We start from the raw sequence: 21842 nt of genomic DNA, 5'->3' as shown, positions 1-21842 counted from the left end.
GTAATTATTAAGTACATATGATAAAGTGACTATGTATGCGGATATATTGTCAGGAATTGCAGGGTGATGTAATAGTGAAGCAATTAATTGGCATATGTAAGGGAAGTATCCCCGACACCTATATAAGAATTATAAAGGACAGGTATTTAACAATGAAATATAAAGCGATTGCACTCGATCTTGACGGAACACTCACAGACCATAATAAGAAGCTTCCGGAGGCTAATAAGGAGGCTGTATGGGCTGCAATTGATAAAGATGTTACAGTTATATTGGCTTCGGGACGTCCATTATTTGGGATAACACCGATAGCAGATGAGCTTGAGTTAGATAAGAGAGGCGGATATATATTAGCTTACAATGGTGGTGAGATAATTAACTGCCTGAATGGAGATGTAATTGTAAGCCACGAGCTTCCAAGGCAGTGTATAGACGATATATGTGATTATGCAAGAGCTAATGATGTGTATGCACTTACATATTCGGACGGAAAGATAGCAGCAGAGAGTGATGATGATGAGTATGTGTTAAAAGAAGCATTTTGCAATAATACAACAATAATTAAGACAGATGATTTAAAGAAATATGTAGATTATCCAGTTAATAAGTTCCTTGTTGTAGGAAGACACGATAAGCTTGTGCCAGTGCAGGAAGCTTTATTAGAGCATTATTCTGACGTGCTTGATGCATTTTATTCAGAAGATTATTTCCTTGAGGTAGTACCAAAGGGGGTTGCCAAAGATAAATCATTACAGCAGTTATTAGGTAAGCTGTCTATCAAAGAAGATGAGCTTATAGCCTGTGGAGATGGAATGAATGATATACCAATGTTAAAGATAGCAGGTGTTGCGGCTGTTATGGATAATGCGTATGAAGAAGTGAAAAAGTATGCAGACTATATCGCACCATCTAATGATGAATCGGGAGTTGCCGATATAATTAAAAGATTTATATTAAATGCTTAGAGTGATTAAGTGATAAATAATTATGGAGATTGACAATGGGAAGAGATAATGTTCAGAATGAAGAAATAGAAATTGATATTGGACATATTTTATCTATATTATGGGATAAGATAATGGTTATTATTGCAACAGGCATAATAGTGGGACTTGGTGCATTTCTTGTGGCAAAGTTTTTTATAACACCACAGTATGAGTCAGAAACCAAGCTGTATGTATTAAACAGAGCTAACGACAGTGCGACTACTTTATCAGATGTCCAGTTATCTACACAGCTTACGAAAGATTATAAGATACTTGTAACAAGTGCTCCGGTTATGAATGAAGTTATCAAGGAATTAAAGCTTGATATGAAAGCCTCACAGCTTGCTTCAAGCATATCTGTTGATACACCTTCGGATACACGTGTATTGCAGATAACAGTTGTTAGTGATGATCCTTATCAGGCTAAGAAGATAGCTGACTGCGTGGCTAAAGTATCATCACAGAAGATATGTGATATTATGAAGATTGAACAGGTAAATGTTATTGAGGAAGGCTCATTATCAGAGATACCAGCATTTGCTGTTGTCCAGAAATGGACAATTATAGGTGCTCTTGCAGGTATTGTGCTGTCAGCGGCGGTTATAGTAATAAAGTCAATGTTAGATGATACTGTAAAGACTACAGAAGATGTGGAGAAATATTTTGACCTCAGTACACTTGCAGTTATTCCAATTTCAGAAGAAATGGATGATGGCTTGCCAAAGAACAAGAAAAAGAGCAGGAAGAACAAAAAGAACAAGAATAAAAAGTAAAAGTCAGGTGAAAAGATAATATGCAGACTATCAATATAGAACGATTAAGAAAGCTTGATTACAGGGCTAATGAGGCATATAAGAATTTAAGAACGAATATCCAGCTTTGCGGTTCGGATATCAAGGTTATTATGCTCACAAGTACGACACCGGGAGAAGGTAAATCTACTGTATCATTTAATCTTGCGGTATCACTTGCAGAAGCAGGCAAGAAGGTTATATTTATTGATGCGGATTTAAGAAAGTCGGTGCTTGTAGGACGTTATAAGATTAATACGTCTGTTAAGGGACTTACACATTTCTTATCAGGAATTAATAAATTTGAAGAAGTTATGTATGCAACTAATGTTGAGAATTTTAATGTAGTATTTTCTGGTCCGGTGCCACCTAATCCTACAGAGCTTCTTGGCAATAAGGTGTTTAAGACACTTATAAAAGTATTAAGGGATTTGTATGATTATATAATAATTGATACACCACCTATAGGAAGTGTAATAGACAGTGCCATAGTGGCACAGGAGTGTGACGGAGTTGCCTATGTAATGGCGGCTAATGATGTAAGCTACAAATACGCCCAGAAGGGTCTGGAGCAGATTAAAAAGACAGACTGCAAGCTTCTTGGAGTGGTACTTAATAAGGTCGATATGGACGATAACAAATACTATGGTAAGTATTATGGCAAATACTATGGCAAGTATGGAGAACATGCCAATAAATAGGTGGCTGGTTATGTCGTAAATAACATATAATATTATAAACAGCTAATTGACATATTAACTTAATAACTATTTAAAAGGTCAAAAAGGCTTCGCATTACGATATACATAATGTGAAGCCTTTTTCTAATACTTGATAGTATTTTGTTAATAGTGTTTTATTAATAGTATTTTGAGCAATATTTTATAGTTAATTAGCTGCAGCCTGATTAGCATTGGAATTGCTATCTGCCTGGGCAGGGGCGGCAGCCGCCTGTGTAGGAGCTGTTGTAGCTTCTGTCTTATTGCCGTTACTGCCGGTATTATTGCTGTTATTATTATTATTACTGTTATTGTTATTACTGTTGTTGTTGTTACTGTTGTTGTTGTTATTGTTATTGCTATTGTTATCAGGAGCAGGGGTCTGTGTAGGAGCTGCTGTAGTTGTTGCTGCTTCTGTAGGTGCGGCAGTTGCTTTAGTTGTAGTCTGCTGCTGCTTAGTTGTTGATGAACTCTTAGTTGATGTGGCAGCAGAAGTTTCTTCTTTGTTAGTGCTTGATGATTTTGAAGTATTAGGTAAAGACATCAAACCAGTTGGGTTAGAAACCTTGCTGATCTCTTCGTCATAATATTCCTGTGCATCGAATATATCACCATTAATTATCTTCTTGGCAAGCTGTCTGGCAATATCAACATCAGCCTGATAAAGAAGTGATACAGAACGATAAGAACCGAAATGCTGGCATAGTCTGCTGTCAGGTTCTGCACCTGTGCTGTATGTCTGTATATTCCATGAACGGCTGTTGGCAAGCTGCCCTTTTACAAGTGATGTAATATCTGATACAGGCATATTAGTGTAGAGCATATCACCGACAGAATCAAGTAATGCACTGTACTTTGCAAGTATTGCAGGTGATGTAAGCTTATTGATAATAGCTGTAAGGGCTGCAAGCTGGTTACGGCCTCTCTGGTAATCACCATCTAAGAAAGCATTTCTTTCACGGCAGAAAGCTAAGGTCTGTTCACCATTACATTCATTATCACCTATTACATAGTGATATCTTGTTGGAGCTGCCTCAAGTCCATTGACAAAGTCAACAGATGAATTGATGGTTACACCACCAAGTGCATCTACAATTGTCTCGCAGCCGGTAAAGTTAATCTTAACATAGTAATCAATATTAAGGTCATACAGATTCTGAAGGTTTAGTATAGAACCCTCTATACCCCATTGTCCGGCGTGTGTAAGCTTATCATAGCCCTGAGCACCCGTACCAGGATTAGTAAGGTTGATATAGGCATCTCTTGGAGTAGTGATAAGAAGCACTTGTCTTGTTATTGGGTGGATGACACATAAAATGTTGACATCGCTTCGTCCTGTTGAAAGTATCTTGCCTTCTTCGTCATTACCTGATATATATATTACAAAAGGTTCTTCGTTGACCTTTTTGTCAGACTCGCTCAATTCAACAGTTCTCTTAAGCTCAATAGTTCCTACAATTCTTATTGAGTTAAGGAATTCTTCATATTCCTCATCAAATGATGACAATGTGTTGTCATTAATAAGCATAGCCTGAATATCAGTTCCAGCCTCTAATGCAGGAATGATATCTTCCCAGGTTGTATATTCCCTGGTTTTGATGTCAGCGTTGTTATTAAAGTTAATCTTCTGTATGGCATCCTGATTATCATCAGCATCTACAGTAGAATTATAACCAAATGTATAAGATAGAGTATCAGAAAGTGACTGTGCTTTATCTTTCTTTAATACAACTACATCAACTACATCTGTAATCTCCTGTATGTTATTACCATTACTGCTTATCTTATCAAGAGTTGTATCAACCTTTGATGTGAAAAGGAATGTATATAAAAGTACAGCGGATAAAAGTACAGATATTACTTTTCCTATAATATGTGTCTTAGTAAACTGTGATAGGAAGTCGTATATTGCCACAAGCACAAGAACGGCATCAATAGCTGCTATATACTTGAGTGGAAGAATATCAAGTTTGTAAAGCTTCAATAGTGTCAATACAGTGAATATAAGCTGAACAACAACGAGTGCGATACCAATAACTGTCGCCCATGCTCTTAGCTTGTGCTTCTTCTCACTCTGGGAAAGAGTGCTCCCCTTTTTGAAGATATATTGCATATCTTCTCTGGTCTTGTCAAAGAATCCTGACATAATGTTATCTCCTGTTAATATTCATAGAATAAATGTATAAGTCAAGCTAAAAAATGTGAAATATATTCAATTAAAAGCTTAACATAACAAAAATACTATAACATATTACTAAAAAAAAATAAATAAATAGAGTATTAAATATAGAAAAATGTAAAAATATGCCTGTATGCAGTATACAAACATATTGGTATTGTATGTTTTACTTAATAATATAAAGAAAATAAAGCGGAAAATTAAAGATAAACCTAATTAAACTTAATAATATTCATTTTTGTTCAATTTAATTATGTGAAACACATAAAAAACTTGCATAAATTAAGTGAAATTAATATAATATCACTTGGGTAACGTACTAAAGCGTACGAATATTAAATCAAAGGAGTTAAACGATTATGGGATATGTTGATGAAGTATTAGAATTAGTTTCTAAGAAAAATGCAGATCAGCCAGAATTCTTACAGGCTGTAACAGAGGTTCTTAATTCATTAAGACCAGTTGTTGATGCTAACGAGGAGCTTTACAGAAGCAATGCAATTCTTGAAAGAATTACAGAGCCAGACAGAGTATTAATGTTCCGTGTACCTTGGGTAGACGATAAGGGCCAGGTACAGGTTAACAGAGGTTTCAGAGTACAGTTCAATAACGCTATCGGACCTTACAAGGGTGGTTTAAGATTACATCCATCAGTTAACTTAGGTATTATCAAGTTCTTAGGTTTTGAACAGATTTTAAAGAACTCACTTACAAGCCTTCCAATCGGTGGTGGTAAAGGTGGTTCAGACTTCGATCCTAAGGGCAAGTCAGATAGAGAAATCATGGCATTCTGCCAGAGCTTCATGACAGAACTTTGCAAGTATATCGGTGCTGATGTCGATGTTCCAGCTGGTGATATCGGAACAGGCGCAAGAGAAATCGGTTATATGTTCGGTCAGTACAAGAGAATCAGAGGTATGTTTGAAGGCGTTCTTACAGGTAAGGGTCTTACATATGGTGGTTCACTTGCAAGAACAGAAGCTACAGGATATGGTCTTCTTTACATCACAGAAGAACTTATGAAGTGTCATGGTGATTCACTTGAAGGCAAGACAATCGCTGTTTCAGGTGCTGGTAATGTTGCTATATATGCTATCCAGAAGGCACAGCAGCTTGGTGCTAAGGTTGTTACATGCTCTGACTCAACAGGTTGGATATATGATTCAGAGGGAATTGATGTAGAACTTCTTAGAGAAGTTAAGGAAGTTAAGAGAGCAAGACTTACAGAATATGCTGCTGCAAGAAAGTCAGCTGAATACCATGAGAAGAAGAATGGTGAGCATGGTGTATGGTCAGTTAAATGTGATATCGCTCTTCCTTGTGCTACTCAGAACGAACTTGACCTTGAGGATGCTAAGCAGTTAGTAGCTAACGGTGTTAAGGCTGTTTGTGAAGGTGCTAATATGCCTACAACTCTTGATGCAACAGAGTACTTCCAGAACAATGGTGTAATGTTCATCTGTGGTAAGGCTGCCAATGCTGGTGGTGTTGCTACTTCAGCTCTTGAAATGAGCCAGAATAGTGAAAGACTTAGCTGGACATTCGAAGAGGTTGATGCTAAGCTTAAGAACATCATGGTTAATATCTACCACAACATTGATGATGCTGCTAAGAGATATGGTATGGAAGGCAACTATGTAGCTGGTGCTAATATCGCTGGTTTCGAGAAGGTTGTTAATGCAATGCTTGCTCAGGGTGTATGCTAATTATCCCATAATTATAACGAATTAATATATGAGGGCTGCTGCTTAAGTGCAATGTTATTAAGTTAACATTGGGCTTATGCGGCGGCTCTTTTTGTGTAATAGATAATTCATATATAAGGGCAGTTTTTTAATAAATAGCACATTGTATTTTGTCTGCATAACTTATATAATTAAACATTAAGATGTAGGTGCCAGATAGTATTCTGCCCATTAATGATCTATCAGGGAGAAAATGGTATTTTTCTAAAAAAATATGACAAAACACTTGGAGAGGAGTATTAATGTCAGATTTATACAGTATTCTTAATAATTTAACAGATGATGATATAAGGCTGCAGCTTGCATTTTTTGATAGTGTGACAATAGGAAATGCAGCGAAGGAGACAGGTTCACGTATCATATCCGGACTTGCAGATATGGCGAATTCATTTGCAGAGATATTCAGCAGTAAGTTAAAAGTCGAATATGATTATAAGAAAGTGTCAGATATGGTGGAAGCCAAATATATGCAGCTTAAGACAGCGGACAGGACACATTTAATGTCAATGTTAGAACTTAAACTGCTTGAGATAGCAGGAGCACAGGGCAGCATAGATGTCAGCACAGTGGCAGGGAGGGATAAGCTTTTAATGCTTGCTGTTAATGCGGCAGGAGCAGGATATTCCATTAACCAGTACATAGCACCAGCCCATAAAATGCAGATTATAAGTGACAAATATAACGAGGCATTTATGGATAATCTGTACCAGAGCATTAAGAATATAACACCTGACCAGTTCAGGGAGTGGTCAGCCATTATGGATAAAGCAATTGCCAGTGCAGATATTGAGATGAAGAGGGTAGTACATAAAGAACTTATGCCAGACGCATTTAATGGAATGGGTGTGTTAAAGAGCTTAAGAAAGCAGAAGACACAGGAGAAGCTAAGACTTGTTATAGAGTGTTTTGGAGTTGAAGCATTTGATTATAAGACAGTAGAGATAAAGACTATGTATCAGGCAATTAGAACCTTCAATAAGGTATCTTCGCTACAGCTTGCAAGAATGATTAATATAGCTGTAAGAAGGTACAATAAGCCGTTATATGCTAAAGATGAACTTATGCCTTCCTATGTGGCAGAAGATGATAAGGCAAAGCTTGAGCAGGATATGGAATATGCAGCACTTATCAATCAGGTAAAAGAGATAGATGGTGAAACAGACAAGCTTATAAAAGAACTTGAAGGAATAGAAAAAAGGCAGGCAGATGCAGAGGAAAAGCTTGAAAAAGCCAAAGAACATTTAGATGAAGTAGATAAAGAATTCTCAGAGCTTGAAGCTAAGAAGAACGAATATATGAGTGGTTCGCATACCGAGCAGGAAACTAAAAGCTACTATGCAAGGGTTAATGAGGTTAAAAGACAGTTAGACAGGGCATCAGAAGAAGCTGGTGTAAGGGAGAAAAAAAATCAGGAACTTCTTAACCAGATATATCTTACTAAAGAGAAAATGGAGATGACAAAGAGCCAGACCGAGACTTATCATAATAAGCTTGATGAGCAGACGAATGAAAGAAAGCAGAATTTACAGCGTCTCTGGAGTGCTTATTATTATAAATTCAGATTTAGTGATGATATATTTACAGAGCTTGTAAAGAACTACGACAGAAAGCATATCGTAGTTATCGAGGAAATGCTTAAGGAAATGCACGACAGCAGTGATTACAGCATATATCTTGATGGTGATAAGCTTAATGTGTATACAGGCGGCAGGAAACCGATAGTGTTCATATATGAGAATGGAGTGTTTAATGGAATATTCAGAGATAAAAGCGTTTCTTAATGATACGCCGCAGTATGGTGAAACTACAGGAGTAGAAAGGGCTGGGAAGCTTTTAGAGCTTCTTGGAAATCCTGATAAGAATTTAAAGATAATACATATAGCAGGAACTAACGGCAAGGGTTCTGTGTGTTCTTATATAGATGATATTTTAAAAAAGTCAGGATATAAGACAGGTCTGTTTACATCACCCCATCTTGTGACAATAAGGGAACGCATACAGGTTGACGGTGAACTTATATCAAGAGAAGATTTTACACAGTACTTTAATAAGGTGTATGAAACAGCCAGGGCGAATAATCTTAAGCTTGCATATTTTGACTTTTTTTTCGGTGCGGCTATGTTATATTTTGATAAATGCAAGGTCGATTATGTAGTGTTAGAAACAGGGCTTGGTGGAAGCCTTGATGCGACTAATGCAGTACATAATCCACTGTGCTGTGTAATTACGACAATAAGCCTTGAACATACAGCAATACTGGGAGATACGATTAAGAAAATAGCAGAGCAGAAAGCAGGAATAATAAAGCAGGGCGTGCCTGTTGTATATGCAGATGACAATGAGGCTTCTGGTGTGATAGAGGATATTGCACACAGCAAGAACAGCTATTGTTACGGAGTATCACCACAGCAATATCAAATAATTAAAAACTTTAATGGCTGTATTGATTTTTCACTGCATAATGAGTATTATATTAATAATTGCTTAAGACTGGCTACTCCTGCCATATATCAGGTGGAAAATGTGTCAATAGCAATTACAGTATGCAGGCTTTTAAAGCATTTATATCATATTGATATTAAAGACAGTGCCATAGTAGATTCGGCAGGGAGCCACATATGGCAGGGCAGAATGGAGAAGCTTACGGATAACATATATGTTGACGGTGCACATAATCCTCAGGGAATACAGAGTTTTGTTAATTCGGTTAACGGAATGTATGCTGACAGCACTGATAAAGCGGCATTATTATTCTCAGTTGTAAGTGATAAGAATTTTGAACAGATGATAAGCATACTGTGCGGCTGTAAGGTATTTGCACGAATAGCGATTACTGTGACAGGCGGCATAAGGCACTTGGATAAGGAATACATAAGTGCGGCATTTAAAAGACATACAGATATTGAAGTGGAAGTGTATGATAGTGCGAAAGAGGCGGTTCTTGCATTAAAGAATGAGCCGATGGTATTCTGTACAGGTTCACTTTATCTTGTAGCAGATATAAGGAAAGTTTTGGAATAATATAAAGATTGGAGAATAGATATGTTAGATTTTGATGAGGAAATCCAGAAGTTCCAGCCAAGTCTGGAAGTTGAGGATGCAGAAGATGCAATATACAAGAATGATGTACCAGATATAACAGATTTAATTAACAAGATTATCGAAGGAAAGAGTGAGAAGTAATTATGAGATGTTACAAATGTGGCTGTGTCCTTTCAGCAAATGACACATGTGCCAAGTGTGGTACAGATGTCTCTATATACAAAAAGACTGCCAGGGTTTCAGATATATATTACAACAAAGGTCTTGAGAAAGCCCGTGTGAGGGATTTATCAGGAGCAATAGAAACTTTAAAAGTAAGTCTTATGATTAACAAATATAATATTAATGCAAGAAATCTTCTCGGACTTATATATTGTGAGATGGGAGAAGTGGTTGAGGCATTATCACAGTGGGTAATGAGCAAGAACCTTGCCCCGGACGATAATGTTGCAGAGAGTTATATAAAGAAAATCCAGTCTAATCAGAATAAGTTTGAATCAGTTACTAATGCTATTAAGAAATATAACGTATCGCTTCAGTATGCCAAGGATAAGAATACAGATATGGCAGTAATACAGTTAAAGAAGATTGTTATATCTAATCCGCATTTTATAAAGGCACATCTGTTGCTTGCGCTTATATATATTAAAGATAATGAATATCAAAGAGCAAGAAAGCTCCTGAATTCAGTGCTTAAGATAGACAGGAATAATACTCTTGCAAGTAAGTACCTTGAACAGATAAACCAGAGCCAGAATATTAAAGATAATGATATATCTGGAAGCTTCTTACCTAAGAAGAAGGTAAAGGAAGAAGAAAGCAAGCCTCTTAATGGTAATGATGTAATACTTCCAAGGTCATCATACAAAGAACCAAGCAATGGTGCTATTACAATAGTCAATGTGCTTGTAGGTGTTGTGATTGGTGCGGCACTTATATGGTTCTTAGTAATGCCATCAAGATACAAGGGTATAACAGAAGATTATAACAGAAGTCTGGCAGAATACAGTGAACAGCTTTCATCAGGCAATGTAGAGCTTAACAGTATGGAAAGTGAATTAAAGACTGTAAAGGCAGAGAAAGAATCACTTGAACAGCAGTTAAGTGAACTTAATGGAACTGGCGGTGGCAATAAGCTTTTAATATCAGTTATTGAGTCTGCTAATGCTTATATAGCCAATAAAAGGACAGAAGCTGCTGAGAAGCTTATTGACGTTGATGTAAGTGCACTTCCATCAGACTCAGCCAAGACTTTATATAATACAATTTCGACTGCTGTTATGGCACAGGCAGCTAATGAGTTCTACAGCAAGGCTCAGACTTCATACTATAAGTCAGATTATGCTACAGCAGTTGATGATTATGTTAAGGCATTTAAGTGCGACGCCACTAAGGTAGATGCAGCTTATTATGCGGCTAAATGTTATGTCGCACTTTCACAGACAGACAATGCTAAGAAGTACTATCAGTACATTGTAAATGACTTTAAGACAAGTGGATATTATAAAGAAGCTAATGATTATGTGACATCACATTAATTACCACACGATAAATCCCTGACGGAAATTAGTCCGTCAGGGATATTTTTGTGTAACAGGAAATTCTGATATAATTATATGTTACGCTTAGCACAAGGGTGCCGATACCCTGAATAGAGGATAGGAGGATAGTTATGAGAGATGATACACAGCTTCTTAATAATGGATTAGACAGTGAATTAGACAGCTATGATACAGCAGAGGATATTAAAAGAACCGATTACATATATATGGTCAGCGGGAATAATCTTGTTATAAGCCTTAATGCAGAACTTGACCATCATCTGGCAGATGAGATGAGAGAGGTAATAGACGATATAATCGATAAAAGGGGAGTGGACAGGGTTATTATAGACTTTTCCAAGGTTGATTTTATGGATAGTGCTGGAATAGGGCTTATAATGGGAAGATATAAGAAGATACGTGATATAGGTGATATATGTGTTGTCGGAATTAATGAGAGCATTAAAAGAATACTGCTTATATCTGGACTTCATAAAATAGTAGATATATATGATAATCTGTGCGATGCCGTCAGAAAGCAGAATAAGAGGGGGATGTAAAATGCAGGAGAATAATGTGGATGTAATATTTGATGCAATATCAGAGAATGAGAGTTTTGCAAGAGTGGTTGCTGCAGCTTTTGTGACAAGATTAGACCCGACCTTAGAGGAAATATCAGATATAAAAACAGCAGTATCAGAGGCAGTTACCAACAGTATTGTGCACGGCTATGAGGGAAAAGGCGGCAAGGTATATATGACACTTTCTTTAGAGGATAGGGAGATTATTATAAAGATAAAAGATGAGGGCGTAGGAATAGAAAATGTCCATAAAGCAATGGAGCCTTTGTATACAACAAAGCCAGAGCTTGAAAGGTCAGGAATGGGCTTTTCATTTATGGAAGCATTTATGGACGAGCTTAATGTGTATTCAAGAAAAAATGTGGGTACAACTGTAATTATGAAGAAAAGAATAGGAGAAAGTAACAGGTAGAATGGATGTGTATGCTTGCGATCATACTAAAGAATTGATCATTAAAGCACACAACAATGATAAATCAGCAAGGGAGAAGCTTGTTATTGATAACAGCGGACTTGTGTGGAGCATAGTTAAAAGATTTACAGGGCGGGGTGCAGAGATGGAGGATTTGTACCAGATAGGCTGTATTGGGCTTATAAAGGCAATAGACAATTTTAATATGGACTATGATGTGAAGTTCTCAACTTATGCAGTTCCTATGATTACGGGTGAGATTAAAAGATTTCTTAGAGATGACGGCATAATAAAGATAAGCCGGAGTATTAAGGAAAATGGATACAAATGTTTTATGGCTTCCCAGAAGTTAAAGGGTATTCTTAACCGCGAGCCGACTATTGAGGAGCTGTCCAGGGAAACAGGAATAGCGACAGAGGATATAATCGTTACAATGGAGGCTGGCGACTGCGTGGAGTCAATCTATAAGACAATATACCAGAAGGATGGCAATGAGGTATGTCTTATAGATAAGTTAGAGGGCAAGGATGGCGGAAGCGACAGCATTATTGATAATATAATGATTAATGAGCTTGTGGACAGCCTGTGCGAGAGGGACAGGAAGCTTATAAGAATGAGATATTATGAGGATATGACACAGACACAGGCCGCCAGGGTATTAGGAATATCACAGGTTCAGGTATCACGTCTCGAAAAGAAAATATTAAACCGTATGCGAAGCCAGATAGATATAGAATAATATGGGCAATATTGGCAATACTTCTAACAGCATTATTTAATCAGCATAAAATGCTGTGAAATGGAGGTTACTATGTCAAAAACAGTATATTTAAAGATAAGACAGCTTACTAAAACAGACAAGCAGGATGTGTATCTGTCTGATGTGGCAGAAGTGTATGCTGAAAAAAAGCTGCTTCCTAAGATAAAAAGCATAAAGCTGGCAACATTTTACAGGACTAAAAAGGACAGGATATGTATAAGCTCAATGCAGGTTATATCAGCGATACAGCAGCTTGATGATACACTTGACGTTAATAATATAGGCGAGAGTGATTTTATAATCGATTACAGAAAGAACCAGCAGCCGGTGTGGTTATCTGTTATTCTTAAGATTATCGTGTGCATAATAATATTTATAGGAAGTGCTTATGCGATAATGGCGTATAATAATGATGTCAGCACAATAGAGATATTTGAAAAAGTATACCGGATGTCAGGTGTGGACTGGCTTATGGAATACAATGTGTGTGAGATAGCTTATGCAATAGGGTTGTTTGCCGGGATAGCAGTATTTTATGACCATTTTGCTGGAAAGAAGATGAGTAAAGCACCAACCCCTATAGAGGTGTCTATGAACCAGTATGTCAAAGATGAAAATCAGGCTATGATTGACTCTGTAGAGTGTATGCCAAGATGCGTAAGAAACAATTATCCGGGGGCAACAAAATGCTGATTAAAATATTATTTATCATACTTATCGGGTTAAGTGCCGGAGGTGTTACGGCTACAGGACTGTTCGCCCTAATATCAAGCATAGGTCTTATTAACAGATACGCAGATGTGACCAACACAACAGAATCAATAATGCTTTATGAGGAAATGATTATATTTGGTGCAGGGATTGGGAATATATGGTATATATTTGAACTGCCGATTAAGCTTGGCGTGGCAGGTGTTATATTGTATGGTGCGGTATCTGGAATATTTATAGGTACATTTTTAATATGTCTTGCAGAAACAGTCAAGGTACTGCCTATATTAGCACACAGGGTTAAGCTTAAAAAATGTCTTGGCTTTGTAGTTTTGTTTATTGCTATTGGAAAGATGGTGGGACATTTGGTATACTATTTAGTACCTTAAATACTAAACAGACAGGAAGAAATAATATGATTACGAGAAAAGAGCTTGCAAAAGCAGCTAAGAGAACATTAAAAAAGCATTTCTGGATATTGGTTGTTGTGTGTCTTATAGCAGCGTTTGTTGGAAGTGAATTTACGGAAACTTTCAGTTTCTTTAAAATGCAGATGACAGACATTAATAATACAGATACGAACGAATCACAGGGCGTTACGCTTGTTACATCAGATATTGATAACAGGACGAAAAGTGCAATGCTTGATGCAATTGTATCAGTTATTATGAACAATGAGGAACAGGGCAAAGAGCAGTCGCAGACACTTATCGACAAAGCAAAGGATAATGCAGGGGACATACTGGGGAGAACTTCGGGAATATTATCATCAGTTGTTAATAACGTATCATCAGGTGCGGTTGTATTTACTATAGTTGATGTTGTATACGGAATTACGGGTTCAAGACATCTTGTTGTTATCCTGCTTTTATGTCTGGCACTTATATTTTATTTTGGAATAAGATATGTCGTGAAAATGTCTTATGTTGTTATATCAAGAAGAATATTTCTTGAAAGCCGGACATATAAAAGTGTAGGGGTCGGCAAATTTATGTTTCTTATGAGAGTAAAAAGGTGGATGCGTGTAGCCTTTACAATGTTAGTTAAAGACTTGTATACCATATTATGGTCGCTTACAATAGCAGGGGCTTTTATTAAGCCGCTGTCATATATGCTTGTGCCATATATAATAGCCGAAAATCCAGACATAAAGGCTAATGATGCAATAACCTTATCAAGAAGAATGATGAACGGCTATAAGTGGAAATGTTTCTGCTACCAGTTATCATTTATTGGCTGGAATATATTAAGCTTTATATCTATGGGTCTTGTGGGGGTATTATATTCCAATCCATATAAGACAGCATTTTTTACAGAATTGTATGTTCTTATAAGAGAAAATGCTATTAAGAATAATATAGAAGGCGCGGAAATGCTAAGCGATGTATATCTGTATGAGCGGGCAGACGAAGAAGAATTGCAGGCAGCTTACGCAGACATATATCTATATATGAATGAAGACTCTCCAGAGGAAAGATTTGATGATAATATTATGAAATCTGACATCAGGTATTTCAGGAGATTAAGAAAGTTTCTTGCTGACTGGTTCGGCGTAATTCTTTTTAATACGAGTGAGGAAAAGAAGTTCGAGGATGCCAAGGCGGAACAGATAAAAGCTGACAGATGTAAACAGGAGATACTTGGTAATATGTATCCTTCAAGGCTGTTTACATTAAAGGAGCATAGAGCTAATTTTGAAAGTACGGTATATATGCGTAATTACTCAATCCCATCGCTTATACTTATATTCTTTGTAATGTCATTTATAGGGTGGTTCTGGGAAGTTTCATCACACTTAATGCTGTATCATTCATTTGCTAACAGAGGCGTGCTCCACGGTCCCTGGCTTCCAATATACGGAGTTGGCGGTCTTTTGATACTTCTGCTTCTTAAAAAGTTCAGGGAAAAGCCGGCTGTTGAGTTCGTGCTGGCGATTATTCTGTGTGGAGTTGTTGAGTATTTTACAGGACTTGTGCTGGAACTTACACATAACGGACAGAAGTGGTGGGACTACACAGGATTTTTCCTTAATCTTCACGGGCGTATATGTGCGGAAGGCCTGTTAGCCTTTGGTATTGGTGGAATGGCTATAGTGTATTTTGTAGCACCATTGCTTGATAATTATTTCAGAAAGATAAAGCTTCAGATTATTATACCATTATGTGTGGCACTTATGATGATATTTGTTGCAGACCAGTTGTACACAAAGAAGCACCCTAATGTGGGCGAGGGAATAACATGCCTTAACATATATGATATGTATTATTATTTATGAATAATTCTTAAGTTTATGGTAATGCTAATAGAAACATATGTTAATAGTAATATAATGCAATAAGACAGGCGGAATATATGATTATTAATATCAACATATGTCACTAATAAAGCATATGTAGGAATGAGGATTATTATGGTTCAGGATGTTGAAAAAAGAAATAAAAGCTATAACCAGTATGTTGAAAATGTCACGAAAAAGGCGGGGTGTGTATACAACTGCTTTAAGGCATTTATAACAGGTGGAATTATATGTACAATAGGCCAGCTTATTATGAATTTTATGAAGATGACAGGAATGACAGCAGATGATGCAGCAAGTTATACAACGCTTATACTTGTTGCTTTAAGTGTTATATTTACAGGCTTTGGAATATATCCGCTTATCACGTCTTTTGGAGGAGCTGGTGCACTTGTTCCGATTACAGGATTTGCGAACAGTATAGCTTCTCCTGCGATTGAATATAAGAAAGAGGGACAGGTATTTGGTATTGGCTGTAAAATATTTACGATAGCAGGACCGGTTATATTGTATGGAATATTTTTCAGCTGGATTATAGGTCTGATATACTGGATAATAAGTCTTATGTGATTAACTATTTGGAGGTACTAAGGAAATGGCAATGACCGAATTAGAACAGCATTATAATAAATTCAATGAGGAGAAACGTCTGGATTCACGTCACGGAAGGGTTGAATTTATAACATCTATGAAATATATCCATAACTGCCTTGATGATATTAAGGCGGCTATGGATATTGCCAGTGATATAAAGATACTTGATATAGGTGCAGGAACAGGAAGATACAGCGTTCCATTATCTGAGGAAGGGTACGATGTCACTGCGGTGGAACTAGTAAAGCATAATCTTGGACTTCTAAAGGCTAAGAATTCAAATGTCAAGGCATATCAGGGCAATGCACTTAAGCTTAAGCGTTTTGAAGATAATACATTTGATATGGCACTGCTTTTTGGACCTATGTACCATTTGTTTACATTTGAGGATAAGCTTAAGGCACTTAATGAAGCAAAGAGAGTTGTCAAGCCGGGTGGAATTATACTTGTGGCATATCTTATGAATGAATATAGTGTTATTACATATGCGTTTAAAGAAGGACATATTAATGAATGTCTTAATGGGAACAGACTGACAGAGGATTATCACACTGTATCAAGTGAGGAGAACCTCTATGATTATATGAGAATAGAAGATATTAACAGTCTTAATGAGGCGGCAGGGCTTGAGAGAATTAAAATATTATCACCAGATGGACCGGCTAACTATATAAGACCATATCTTAATAAGCTTACAGAAGAAGAATTCGCAGAATTCGTGAAGTATCATCTTGCAACGTGCGAAAGACAGGATTTAATCGGAGCGGCAGCACATACACTTGATATATTAAGAGTTAAGTAATTTTAACTGGATACATCAGTGAGTGGCAGAATTTACTTTTGACACTCATATGATAATATTAATATAGAATAATTAACGGATAATGCTGGGGAAATAATACAATAATGAATAAATTACCTGATAAAGCAGATACTACCTATTGATGATTGATTATGAATAAATATTAAGAGGTAGCGTATGATTGCAGGTAAACAGAGTATTAAATTTGATAATAATGTATACATCAAAGCAGGAGCTACAGTGGCGGGAACTAAGGAAAAGAAAGGACCGCTGGGCTGCTGCTTTGATGTCGTTTCGCAAGATGATTTATTTGGTGGTGAAAGCTGGGAGGAGGCAGAGAGCAGGATACAGAGCCTTGCATTTGAGAAGCTGTTAGAAAAGACAGGAATGATGCCAGAGGACATAAGATATATATATGCAGGTGACTTGTTAGGTCAGCTTATAGCGACATCTTTTGGATTAAAGACGTATGATGTGCCGCTTTTTGGACTTTATGGTGCGTGTTCAACTATGGGTGAGTCATTATCGCTTGCGGCTATGTGTGTTAATGCTGGTTTCGCGGATAATGTGGCGGCGATAGCTTCAAGCCATTTTGCAAGTGCTGAGAAGCAGTTCAGATTTCCATTATTATATGGTAACCAGAGGCCAATGAGTTCAACGTGGACGGTTACAGGTGCAGGAGCGTATCTTGTATCTAATTCCCCAGTGATAACAAAATGTGATGGAGATGTATGCCGGATTGTTGATAACGGCTATGCAAATGTAATTATATCGGGTATAACTACAGGAAAAATAGTTGATTATGGTGTTAAGGACTCTATGAATATGGGAGCTTGTATGGCACCTGCAGCGGCAGACCTTATAGAAGCCAACTATAAGGATTTTGAAGTGACTAAAGGGTATTACGATATGATTATAACCGGTGACTTGGGGTATACAGGTAAAGAGATACTTCTTACACTTCTTAAAGAGAAAGGAATAGACATAAGTGATATATACACGGACTGCGGAATAGAAGTATTTGATAAAAATGAGCAGGATACCCAGTCAGGTGGAAGTGGTTGTGGGTGCAGTGCGATAGTTCTTGATACTCTTGTATTGGACAAGTTAAGAAAACGTGAATTAAAAAGGGTATTATTTGTTCCAACAGGGGCATTGTTATCGCAGGTAAGCTTTAATGAAGGTAAGTCAATACCGGGAATAGCACACGGCGTTGTGCTTGAGGCTGTATAATGTGCATAACACAGCATTGCGGCAGATATAAGTTAAAAGTGCATAACAGGATTGTTATATGTCAGTAAAAGAAAGGAGCTGGGAGTTAAAATGGATTATTTGAAAGCATTTGTTGTAGGCGGAATTATATGCGTTCTGACACAGATTTTAATGGAAAAGACCAGGCTTATGCCAGGAAGAATAATGGTTATACTTGTAACCACGGGTGCGGTTCTTGGTGCGGTAGGATTATATGAACCACTTGTGCAGTTTGCAGGAGCGGGAGCGAGCGTTCCGTTGACAGGCTTTGGAAATGTACTATGGAAGGGAATGAAAATGGCTGTTGATAACTCGGGCTTCTTGGGATTGTTCAAAGGTGGCTTTACAGCCTGTGCGGTGGGAGTGTCAGCGGCACTTGTATTCGGCTATATTGCCTCGTGGATATTCGAGCCTAAGATGAAAAAGAAATAAAATTTACAGCGATATATAAAAAGCCCCTGCTTATTAATTTATAGGGTTTGCTTATAGCACTTGCATAAAGGCTATAGGGCATTTAGGAAGGATCTTATAAATATAGTAAGCAGGGGCTTTTTTATATTGCATATCGTTATGAATATTAACGAACTAATTAACGCAATAACTAATTAAATAACTAAATAATCAGCTGGCTGACAGTTACAAGCTATTGTTACCGACAGATTAATTACTGCTTCCTGTAGTAGAAGCGGTTGTGTTCTGCTTTGCAGTTGTTGACTGCGAATTAGAAGCGTTCTGTGTGGTGGTTGTAGCTGTTGTGTTCTGCGGGGTCGTGTTCTGCTTTGTAGTTGTTGACTGGCTGTTGTTACTGTTATTGTTACTGTTATTGTTAGTAGTTGTTGATGGTGTTACAGGTGCGGCTGTTGAGTGAAGCGTACAAAGCCTGCTTAGCTTCTCATCAGTTATCGCATATTGTGCATCAGCAGTTGTATAACCAGAAGTATCCTCACCACCTAAAGTGTTAGTTGATGACTTCTTAACATAAATGTTAGTTGAAACATTAGTACAGCCTGCGTTAGCAACAAGACCTGAGTCATTACATATATTAACCTTAACGTGAGTATCACAGGTTTCTGTAGGCTGGTTGTCAGCCGCAAAATATTCAGTGATTATACAGCTTCCTCTAGGGTCAGCATCACATAAACCTTCAACAGGGAGCTTGCCTGACTTAGAGCATACAGCAACCTGTACAATATCATCTGGCTGTGTGAAGCTTCCGGTAGGAAGATTTTCGTGGATTTCCTGCATAATAGCTTTCCATATACCGGTATGGTTGACTGAGTCAACACGCTTAGAGTTATCATCATAACCTACCCATATAGAAGCAGTGTAGTAAGGTGTAAATCCACAGAACCATATATCAGTATCAAACTGTGTAGTACCAGTCTTACCAGCAACCGGCTGGTTAGATAACTTGGCTCTTGTAGCGGTACCTGAATTAACAACAGATTCCATACCGCTTGTAAGAAGCCATGCAGATGACTCTTTTAAGACTCTGTGTGTTTCTGGTATTGAGTTGTCAATAATTACATTACCTTCTCTGTCTAATACCTTAGTGTAATATATTGGCTTAGTATATGTTCCTTTGTTGGCGATTGCCGCATAGGCGGCTGTCATATCTATATTACATACACCCTTTGTCATACCACCAAGCGCAAGTGACTGCACAACATCGTGGTTTCCGTTAATTGCATTCTTGGTAGATACCAAAGTTGAAAGTCCGAACTTTTCAAGGTAGCTGAAACCAACGCTTGGTGTTATCTGTGTAAGAACCTTTACAGCAGGTACATTCTGTGAACGTGTGAGTGCTTCACGCACTGTCATATATCCAAGATACTGTCCTTCTGTGTAGTTCTTTACAAGTCGTGCATCTGTTCCTGAATAATAGTAAGGTGCATCATCGATAGCAGAAGCAAGAGTGATAGCACCAGTATCAAGTCCTGGTCCATAAGCAACAAGCGGCTTGATAGAAGAACCCGGCTGTCTTGTTACATCATCTGTAGCTCTGTTTAAGCCTCGGTCAGTAGCCTTATCTCCACGTCCGCCGACAAGAACTTTAACATAGCCTGTTGACTGTTCTATTATAGAGAAAGAAATCTGAGGCTGTATAACAAAATAGGACTTCTCATAAGTAACAGTTCCGCCATTAGCTGTCATAGCTTCCCTGTACTGGTCAATATAGCCCTGAGCAGTAGTTTCATTTCTTAATGTAAGGCTGAAAGAAGAATCAACATTTTCTTTAAACCATTTCTCCATATTATTCTGTGAATAATATGAAAATGTTCCATCTGCCTCTTTTACTGTGAGATTATAATTAATAGTAAAATCTGTATTGGATGGATAGTAGTCTGGGTCATTAAGTATTGAATCTGCAATGTTCTGCATAGACATATCCTGAGTAGTGTATACAGATAAACCGCCAGAATATATCATACTTGTAGCCTGCTGTTTAGAATAACCCTTCTGCTGCATAAGGTCATCTATAAGCTGGTTGATAACTTCATCTACAAAATAAGAATAATTAGATGAAGAAGAAGCAGCTGATACATCAATACCTTCAAGTCTTGCATATACATCATCTGCAACAGCCTCGCTGTATTCATTAGTAGAGATGTATTCCTGCTTTAACATATTATTAAGCACGGCAAGCTGTCTTTCCTTATTATCATCAGGATTCTTCAAAGGGTTAAGTCTTGAAGGGTTCTTGGTAATAGAAGCAAGTACGGCACATTCGCTTAAAGTAAGCTCGGATACATCTTTATTAAAGTATCCGTTAGCAGCCGCCTGTACACCATAATAACCATTGCCTAGGTTAATTGTATTAAGATAGTTCTCTAAAATGCTGTCTTTGTCCATAACAGTTTCTAGCTTGATAGCAAGATATTGTTCCTGAACCTTTCTTTTAATCTTCTCCATAGTAGATTCATTGTAAGCATTAAATACATTATTCTTAAGTAACTGCTGTGTGATTGTACTGGCACCCTGTGACATCTCGCCATCGGATACAGTAATCATGGCAGCTCTCATAATACCCTGAAGGTCAATTCCGTTATGCTTGTAGAATCTTTCATCTTCAATAGCAACAAATGCGTGCTGAAGATATACTGGAATCTGGTCAAGGGAAGCGTATATTCTGTTAGCTCCGGTTGTTGCAAGCGTCTGTATTTCTTCACCATTGTTATCGTATATCTTAGTTGCGTAACCTTCGGGTGAAACATTGATTGACGATATATCAGGTGCACTCTCAATTATGCCCTGTGCAGCACCGAATATAAGGCATGAGCCGCTTATTACAACTGCAATTGCACCAACAAGAAGTAGTTTGATAAAGAAAATGTTAAACTTAGTCCTAAACTTCGTTGCTGATGAATTAAGGAGCTTTTTCTTTCGTCTTATGCCGTTTCCACCATAATTCATAATTGTAAATCCTCCATA

At 37.4% G+C, this 21842-nt stretch carries 20 protein-coding genes; 18 read left to right on the top strand and 2 right to left on the bottom strand.

Annotated elements, in window-relative coordinates; all coding sequences use genetic code 11:
* The first annotated feature begins 74 nt into the window (after positions 1-74).
* From C7390_RS08940 to C7390_RS08930, 3 genes are read left to right on the top strand one after another with little or no spacing between them, the layout of a single operon-like run.
* Positions 75-965: a Cof-type HAD-IIB family hydrolase gene (locus tag C7390_RS08940; RefSeq protein WP_242858612.1), complete on the top strand. Its 891-nt coding sequence runs from the start codon at positions 75-77 to the stop codon at positions 963-965.
* Between the two features lie 35 nt (positions 966-1000).
* The gene (locus C7390_RS08935) at positions 1001-1759 is read left to right on the top strand and encodes a YveK family protein (protein WP_022501913.1); all 759 of its coding nucleotides are present in this window, start codon (positions 1001-1003) and stop codon (positions 1757-1759) included.
* Positions 1760-1779: 20 nt separating this feature from the next.
* The gene (locus C7390_RS08930) at positions 1780-2478 is read left to right on the top strand and encodes a polysaccharide biosynthesis tyrosine autokinase (RefSeq protein ID WP_022501912.1); all 699 of its coding nucleotides are present in this window, start codon (positions 1780-1782) and stop codon (positions 2476-2478) included.
* A 187-nt stretch (positions 2479-2665) separates the two neighbouring features.
* On the opposite strand, the gene C7390_RS08925 is transcribed toward C7390_RS08930, so the two are convergent.
* Positions 2666-4642: an LCP family protein gene (locus C7390_RS08925; protein WP_116444043.1), complete on the bottom strand. Its 1977-nt coding sequence runs from the start codon at positions 4640-4642 to the stop codon at positions 2666-2668.
* Positions 4643-5034: 392 nt separating this feature from the next.
* Here C7390_RS08925 and gdhA point away from each other — a divergent pair, with 392 nt between their 5' ends.
* The 15 genes from gdhA (at position 5035) to spoVAE (ending at position 18842) form a co-directional block, all read left to right on the top strand.
* The gene (gene gdhA, locus C7390_RS08920) at positions 5035-6381 is read left to right on the top strand and encodes an NADP-specific glutamate dehydrogenase (protein WP_116444042.1); all 1347 of its coding nucleotides are present in this window, start codon (positions 5035-5037) and stop codon (positions 6379-6381) included.
* Between the two features lie 281 nt (positions 6382-6662).
* Positions 6663-8201: a coiled-coil domain-containing protein gene (locus tag C7390_RS08915; protein ID WP_116444041.1), complete on the top strand. Its 1539-nt coding sequence runs from the start codon at positions 6663-6665 to the stop codon at positions 8199-8201.
* Positions 8170-9441 carry a bifunctional folylpolyglutamate synthase/dihydrofolate synthase gene (locus C7390_RS08910; RefSeq protein ID WP_055174024.1) on the top strand — a complete coding sequence of 424 codons (1272 nt, stop codon included), beginning with the start codon at positions 8170-8172 and terminating at the stop codon, positions 9439-9441. The genes C7390_RS08915 and C7390_RS08910 overlap by 32 nt, the downstream gene beginning before the upstream one ends.
* A gap of 21 nt (positions 9442-9462) precedes the next feature.
* On the top strand, positions 9463-9603 hold the full coding sequence (locus C7390_RS13745) for a hypothetical protein (protein WP_172677765.1): 141 nt from the start codon (positions 9463-9465) through the stop codon (positions 9601-9603).
* A gap of 2 nt (positions 9604-9605) precedes the next feature.
* Complete coding sequence (locus C7390_RS08905; RefSeq protein ID WP_055174025.1) at positions 9606-11000, top strand: tetratricopeptide repeat protein; 1395 nt, start codon at positions 9606-9608, stop codon at positions 10998-11000.
* Positions 11001-11134: 134 nt separating this feature from the next.
* Positions 11135-11563 carry an STAS domain-containing protein gene (locus tag C7390_RS08900; protein ID WP_022501906.1) on the top strand — a complete coding sequence of 143 codons (429 nt, stop codon included), beginning with the start codon at positions 11135-11137 and terminating at the stop codon, positions 11561-11563.
* A gap of 1 nt (position 11564) precedes the next feature.
* Complete coding sequence (gene spoIIAB, locus C7390_RS08895; RefSeq protein WP_022501905.1) at positions 11565-11996, top strand: anti-sigma F factor; 432 nt, start codon at positions 11565-11567, stop codon at positions 11994-11996.
* 1 nt (position 11997) lies between these two features.
* Entirely contained in the window at positions 11998-12735 is a 738-nt protein-coding gene (locus tag C7390_RS08890) for a SigF/SigG family RNA polymerase sporulation sigma factor (protein ID WP_022501904.1), read from the top strand.
* Positions 12736-12807: 72 nt separating this feature from the next.
* Positions 12808-13449, top strand: coding sequence for a stage V sporulation protein AA (locus tag C7390_RS08885; protein WP_055174027.1), 642 nt, complete (start codon positions 12808-12810; stop codon positions 13447-13449).
* Positions 13443-13856 carry a stage V sporulation protein AB gene (locus C7390_RS08880; RefSeq protein ID WP_022501902.1) on the top strand — a complete coding sequence of 138 codons (414 nt, stop codon included), beginning with the start codon at positions 13443-13445 and terminating at the stop codon, positions 13854-13856. Before C7390_RS08885 ends, C7390_RS08880 begins: the two co-directional genes overlap by 7 nt.
* Positions 13857-13882: 26 nt before the next feature.
* The gene (locus tag C7390_RS08875; protein ID WP_318295640.1) at positions 13883-15742 is read left to right on the top strand and encodes a DUF975 family protein; all 1860 of its coding nucleotides are present in this window, start codon (positions 13883-13885) and stop codon (positions 15740-15742) included.
* A 135-nt stretch (positions 15743-15877) separates the two neighbouring features.
* Complete coding sequence (spoVAC, locus tag C7390_RS08870; protein ID WP_022501900.1) at positions 15878-16333, top strand: stage V sporulation protein AC; 456 nt, start codon at positions 15878-15880, stop codon at positions 16331-16333.
* Positions 16334-16358: 25 nt separating this feature from the next.
* The gene (locus tag C7390_RS08865) at positions 16359-17159 is read left to right on the top strand and encodes a class I SAM-dependent methyltransferase (RefSeq protein ID WP_022501899.1); all 801 of its coding nucleotides are present in this window, start codon (positions 16359-16361) and stop codon (positions 17157-17159) included.
* A gap of 177 nt (positions 17160-17336) precedes the next feature.
* The gene (locus C7390_RS08860; RefSeq protein WP_022501898.1) at positions 17337-18392 is read left to right on the top strand and encodes a stage V sporulation protein AD; all 1056 of its coding nucleotides are present in this window, start codon (positions 17337-17339) and stop codon (positions 18390-18392) included.
* 90 nt (positions 18393-18482) lie between these two features.
* Positions 18483-18842 (top strand): stage V sporulation protein AE, encoded by a 360-nt coding sequence (gene spoVAE, locus C7390_RS08855; RefSeq protein ID WP_055306200.1) that lies wholly within the window; start codon positions 18483-18485, stop codon positions 18840-18842.
* 228 nt (positions 18843-19070) lie between these two features.
* Here the strand turns inward: spoVAE and C7390_RS08850 are convergent, their stop codons facing one another.
* Positions 19071-21824, bottom strand: coding sequence for a transglycosylase domain-containing protein (locus tag C7390_RS08850; protein WP_116444039.1), 2754 nt, complete (start codon positions 21822-21824; stop codon positions 19071-19073).
* Positions 21825-21842: the final 18 nt, after the last annotated feature.

The organism is Bacteroides galacturonicus (genome assembly GCF_003096855.1).
Classification (GTDB): domain Bacteria; phylum Bacillota; class Clostridia; order Lachnospirales; family Lachnospiraceae; genus Lachnospira; species Lachnospira rogosae.
This window is presented reverse-complemented; position numbering and strand designations above follow the sequence as displayed.

Bases quoted from the DNA above. Each gene is read 5' to 3' on its own strand.
- C7390_RS08875 (WP_318295640.1), top strand. From the start codon at position 13,883: ATGATTACGAGAAAAGAGCTTGCAAAAGCAGCTAAGAGAACATTAAAA.
- spoVAE (WP_055306200.1), top strand. From the start codon at position 18,483: ATGGATTATTTGAAAGCATTTGTTGTAGGCGGAATTATATGCGTTCTG.
- C7390_RS08935 (WP_022501913.1), top strand. From the start codon at position 1,001: ATGGGAAGAGATAATGTTCAGAATGAAGAAATAGAAATTGATATTGGA.
- C7390_RS08865 (WP_022501899.1), top strand. From the start codon at position 16,359: ATGGCAATGACCGAATTAGAACAGCATTATAATAAATTCAATGAGGAG.
- C7390_RS08890 (WP_022501904.1), top strand. From the start codon at position 11,998: ATGGATGTGTATGCTTGCGATCATACTAAAGAATTGATCATTAAAGCA.
- C7390_RS08925 (WP_116444043.1), bottom strand. From the start codon at position 4,642: ATGTCAGGATTCTTTGACAAGACCAGAGAAGATATGCAATATATCTTC.
- C7390_RS08915 (WP_116444041.1), top strand. From the start codon at position 6,663: ATGTCAGATTTATACAGTATTCTTAATAATTTAACAGATGATGATATA.
- C7390_RS08880 (WP_022501902.1), top strand. From the start codon at position 13,443: ATGCTGATTAAAATATTATTTATCATACTTATCGGGTTAAGTGCCGGA.
- C7390_RS08850 (WP_116444039.1), bottom strand. From the start codon at position 21,824: ATGAATTATGGTGGAAACGGCATAAGACGAAAGAAAAAGCTCCTTAAT.
- C7390_RS08900 (WP_022501906.1), top strand. From the start codon at position 11,135: ATGAGAGATGATACACAGCTTCTTAATAATGGATTAGACAGTGAATTA.
- C7390_RS08905 (WP_055174025.1), top strand. From the start codon at position 9,606: ATGAGATGTTACAAATGTGGCTGTGTCCTTTCAGCAAATGACACATGT.
- spoIIAB (WP_022501905.1), top strand. From the start codon at position 11,565: ATGCAGGAGAATAATGTGGATGTAATATTTGATGCAATATCAGAGAAT.
- gdhA (WP_116444042.1), top strand. From the start codon at position 5,035: ATGGGATATGTTGATGAAGTATTAGAATTAGTTTCTAAGAAAAATGCA.
- C7390_RS13745 (WP_172677765.1), top strand. From the start codon at position 9,463: ATGTTAGATTTTGATGAGGAAATCCAGAAGTTCCAGCCAAGTCTGGAA.
- C7390_RS08910 (WP_055174024.1), top strand. From the start codon at position 8,170: ATGGAATATTCAGAGATAAAAGCGTTTCTTAATGATACGCCGCAGTAT.
- C7390_RS08860 (WP_022501898.1), top strand. From the start codon at position 17,337: ATGATTGCAGGTAAACAGAGTATTAAATTTGATAATAATGTATACATC.
- C7390_RS08885 (WP_055174027.1), top strand. From the start codon at position 12,808: ATGTCAAAAACAGTATATTTAAAGATAAGACAGCTTACTAAAACAGAC.
- C7390_RS08930 (WP_022501912.1), top strand. From the start codon at position 1,780: ATGCAGACTATCAATATAGAACGATTAAGAAAGCTTGATTACAGGGCT.
- spoVAC (WP_022501900.1), top strand. From the start codon at position 15,878: ATGGTTCAGGATGTTGAAAAAAGAAATAAAAGCTATAACCAGTATGTT.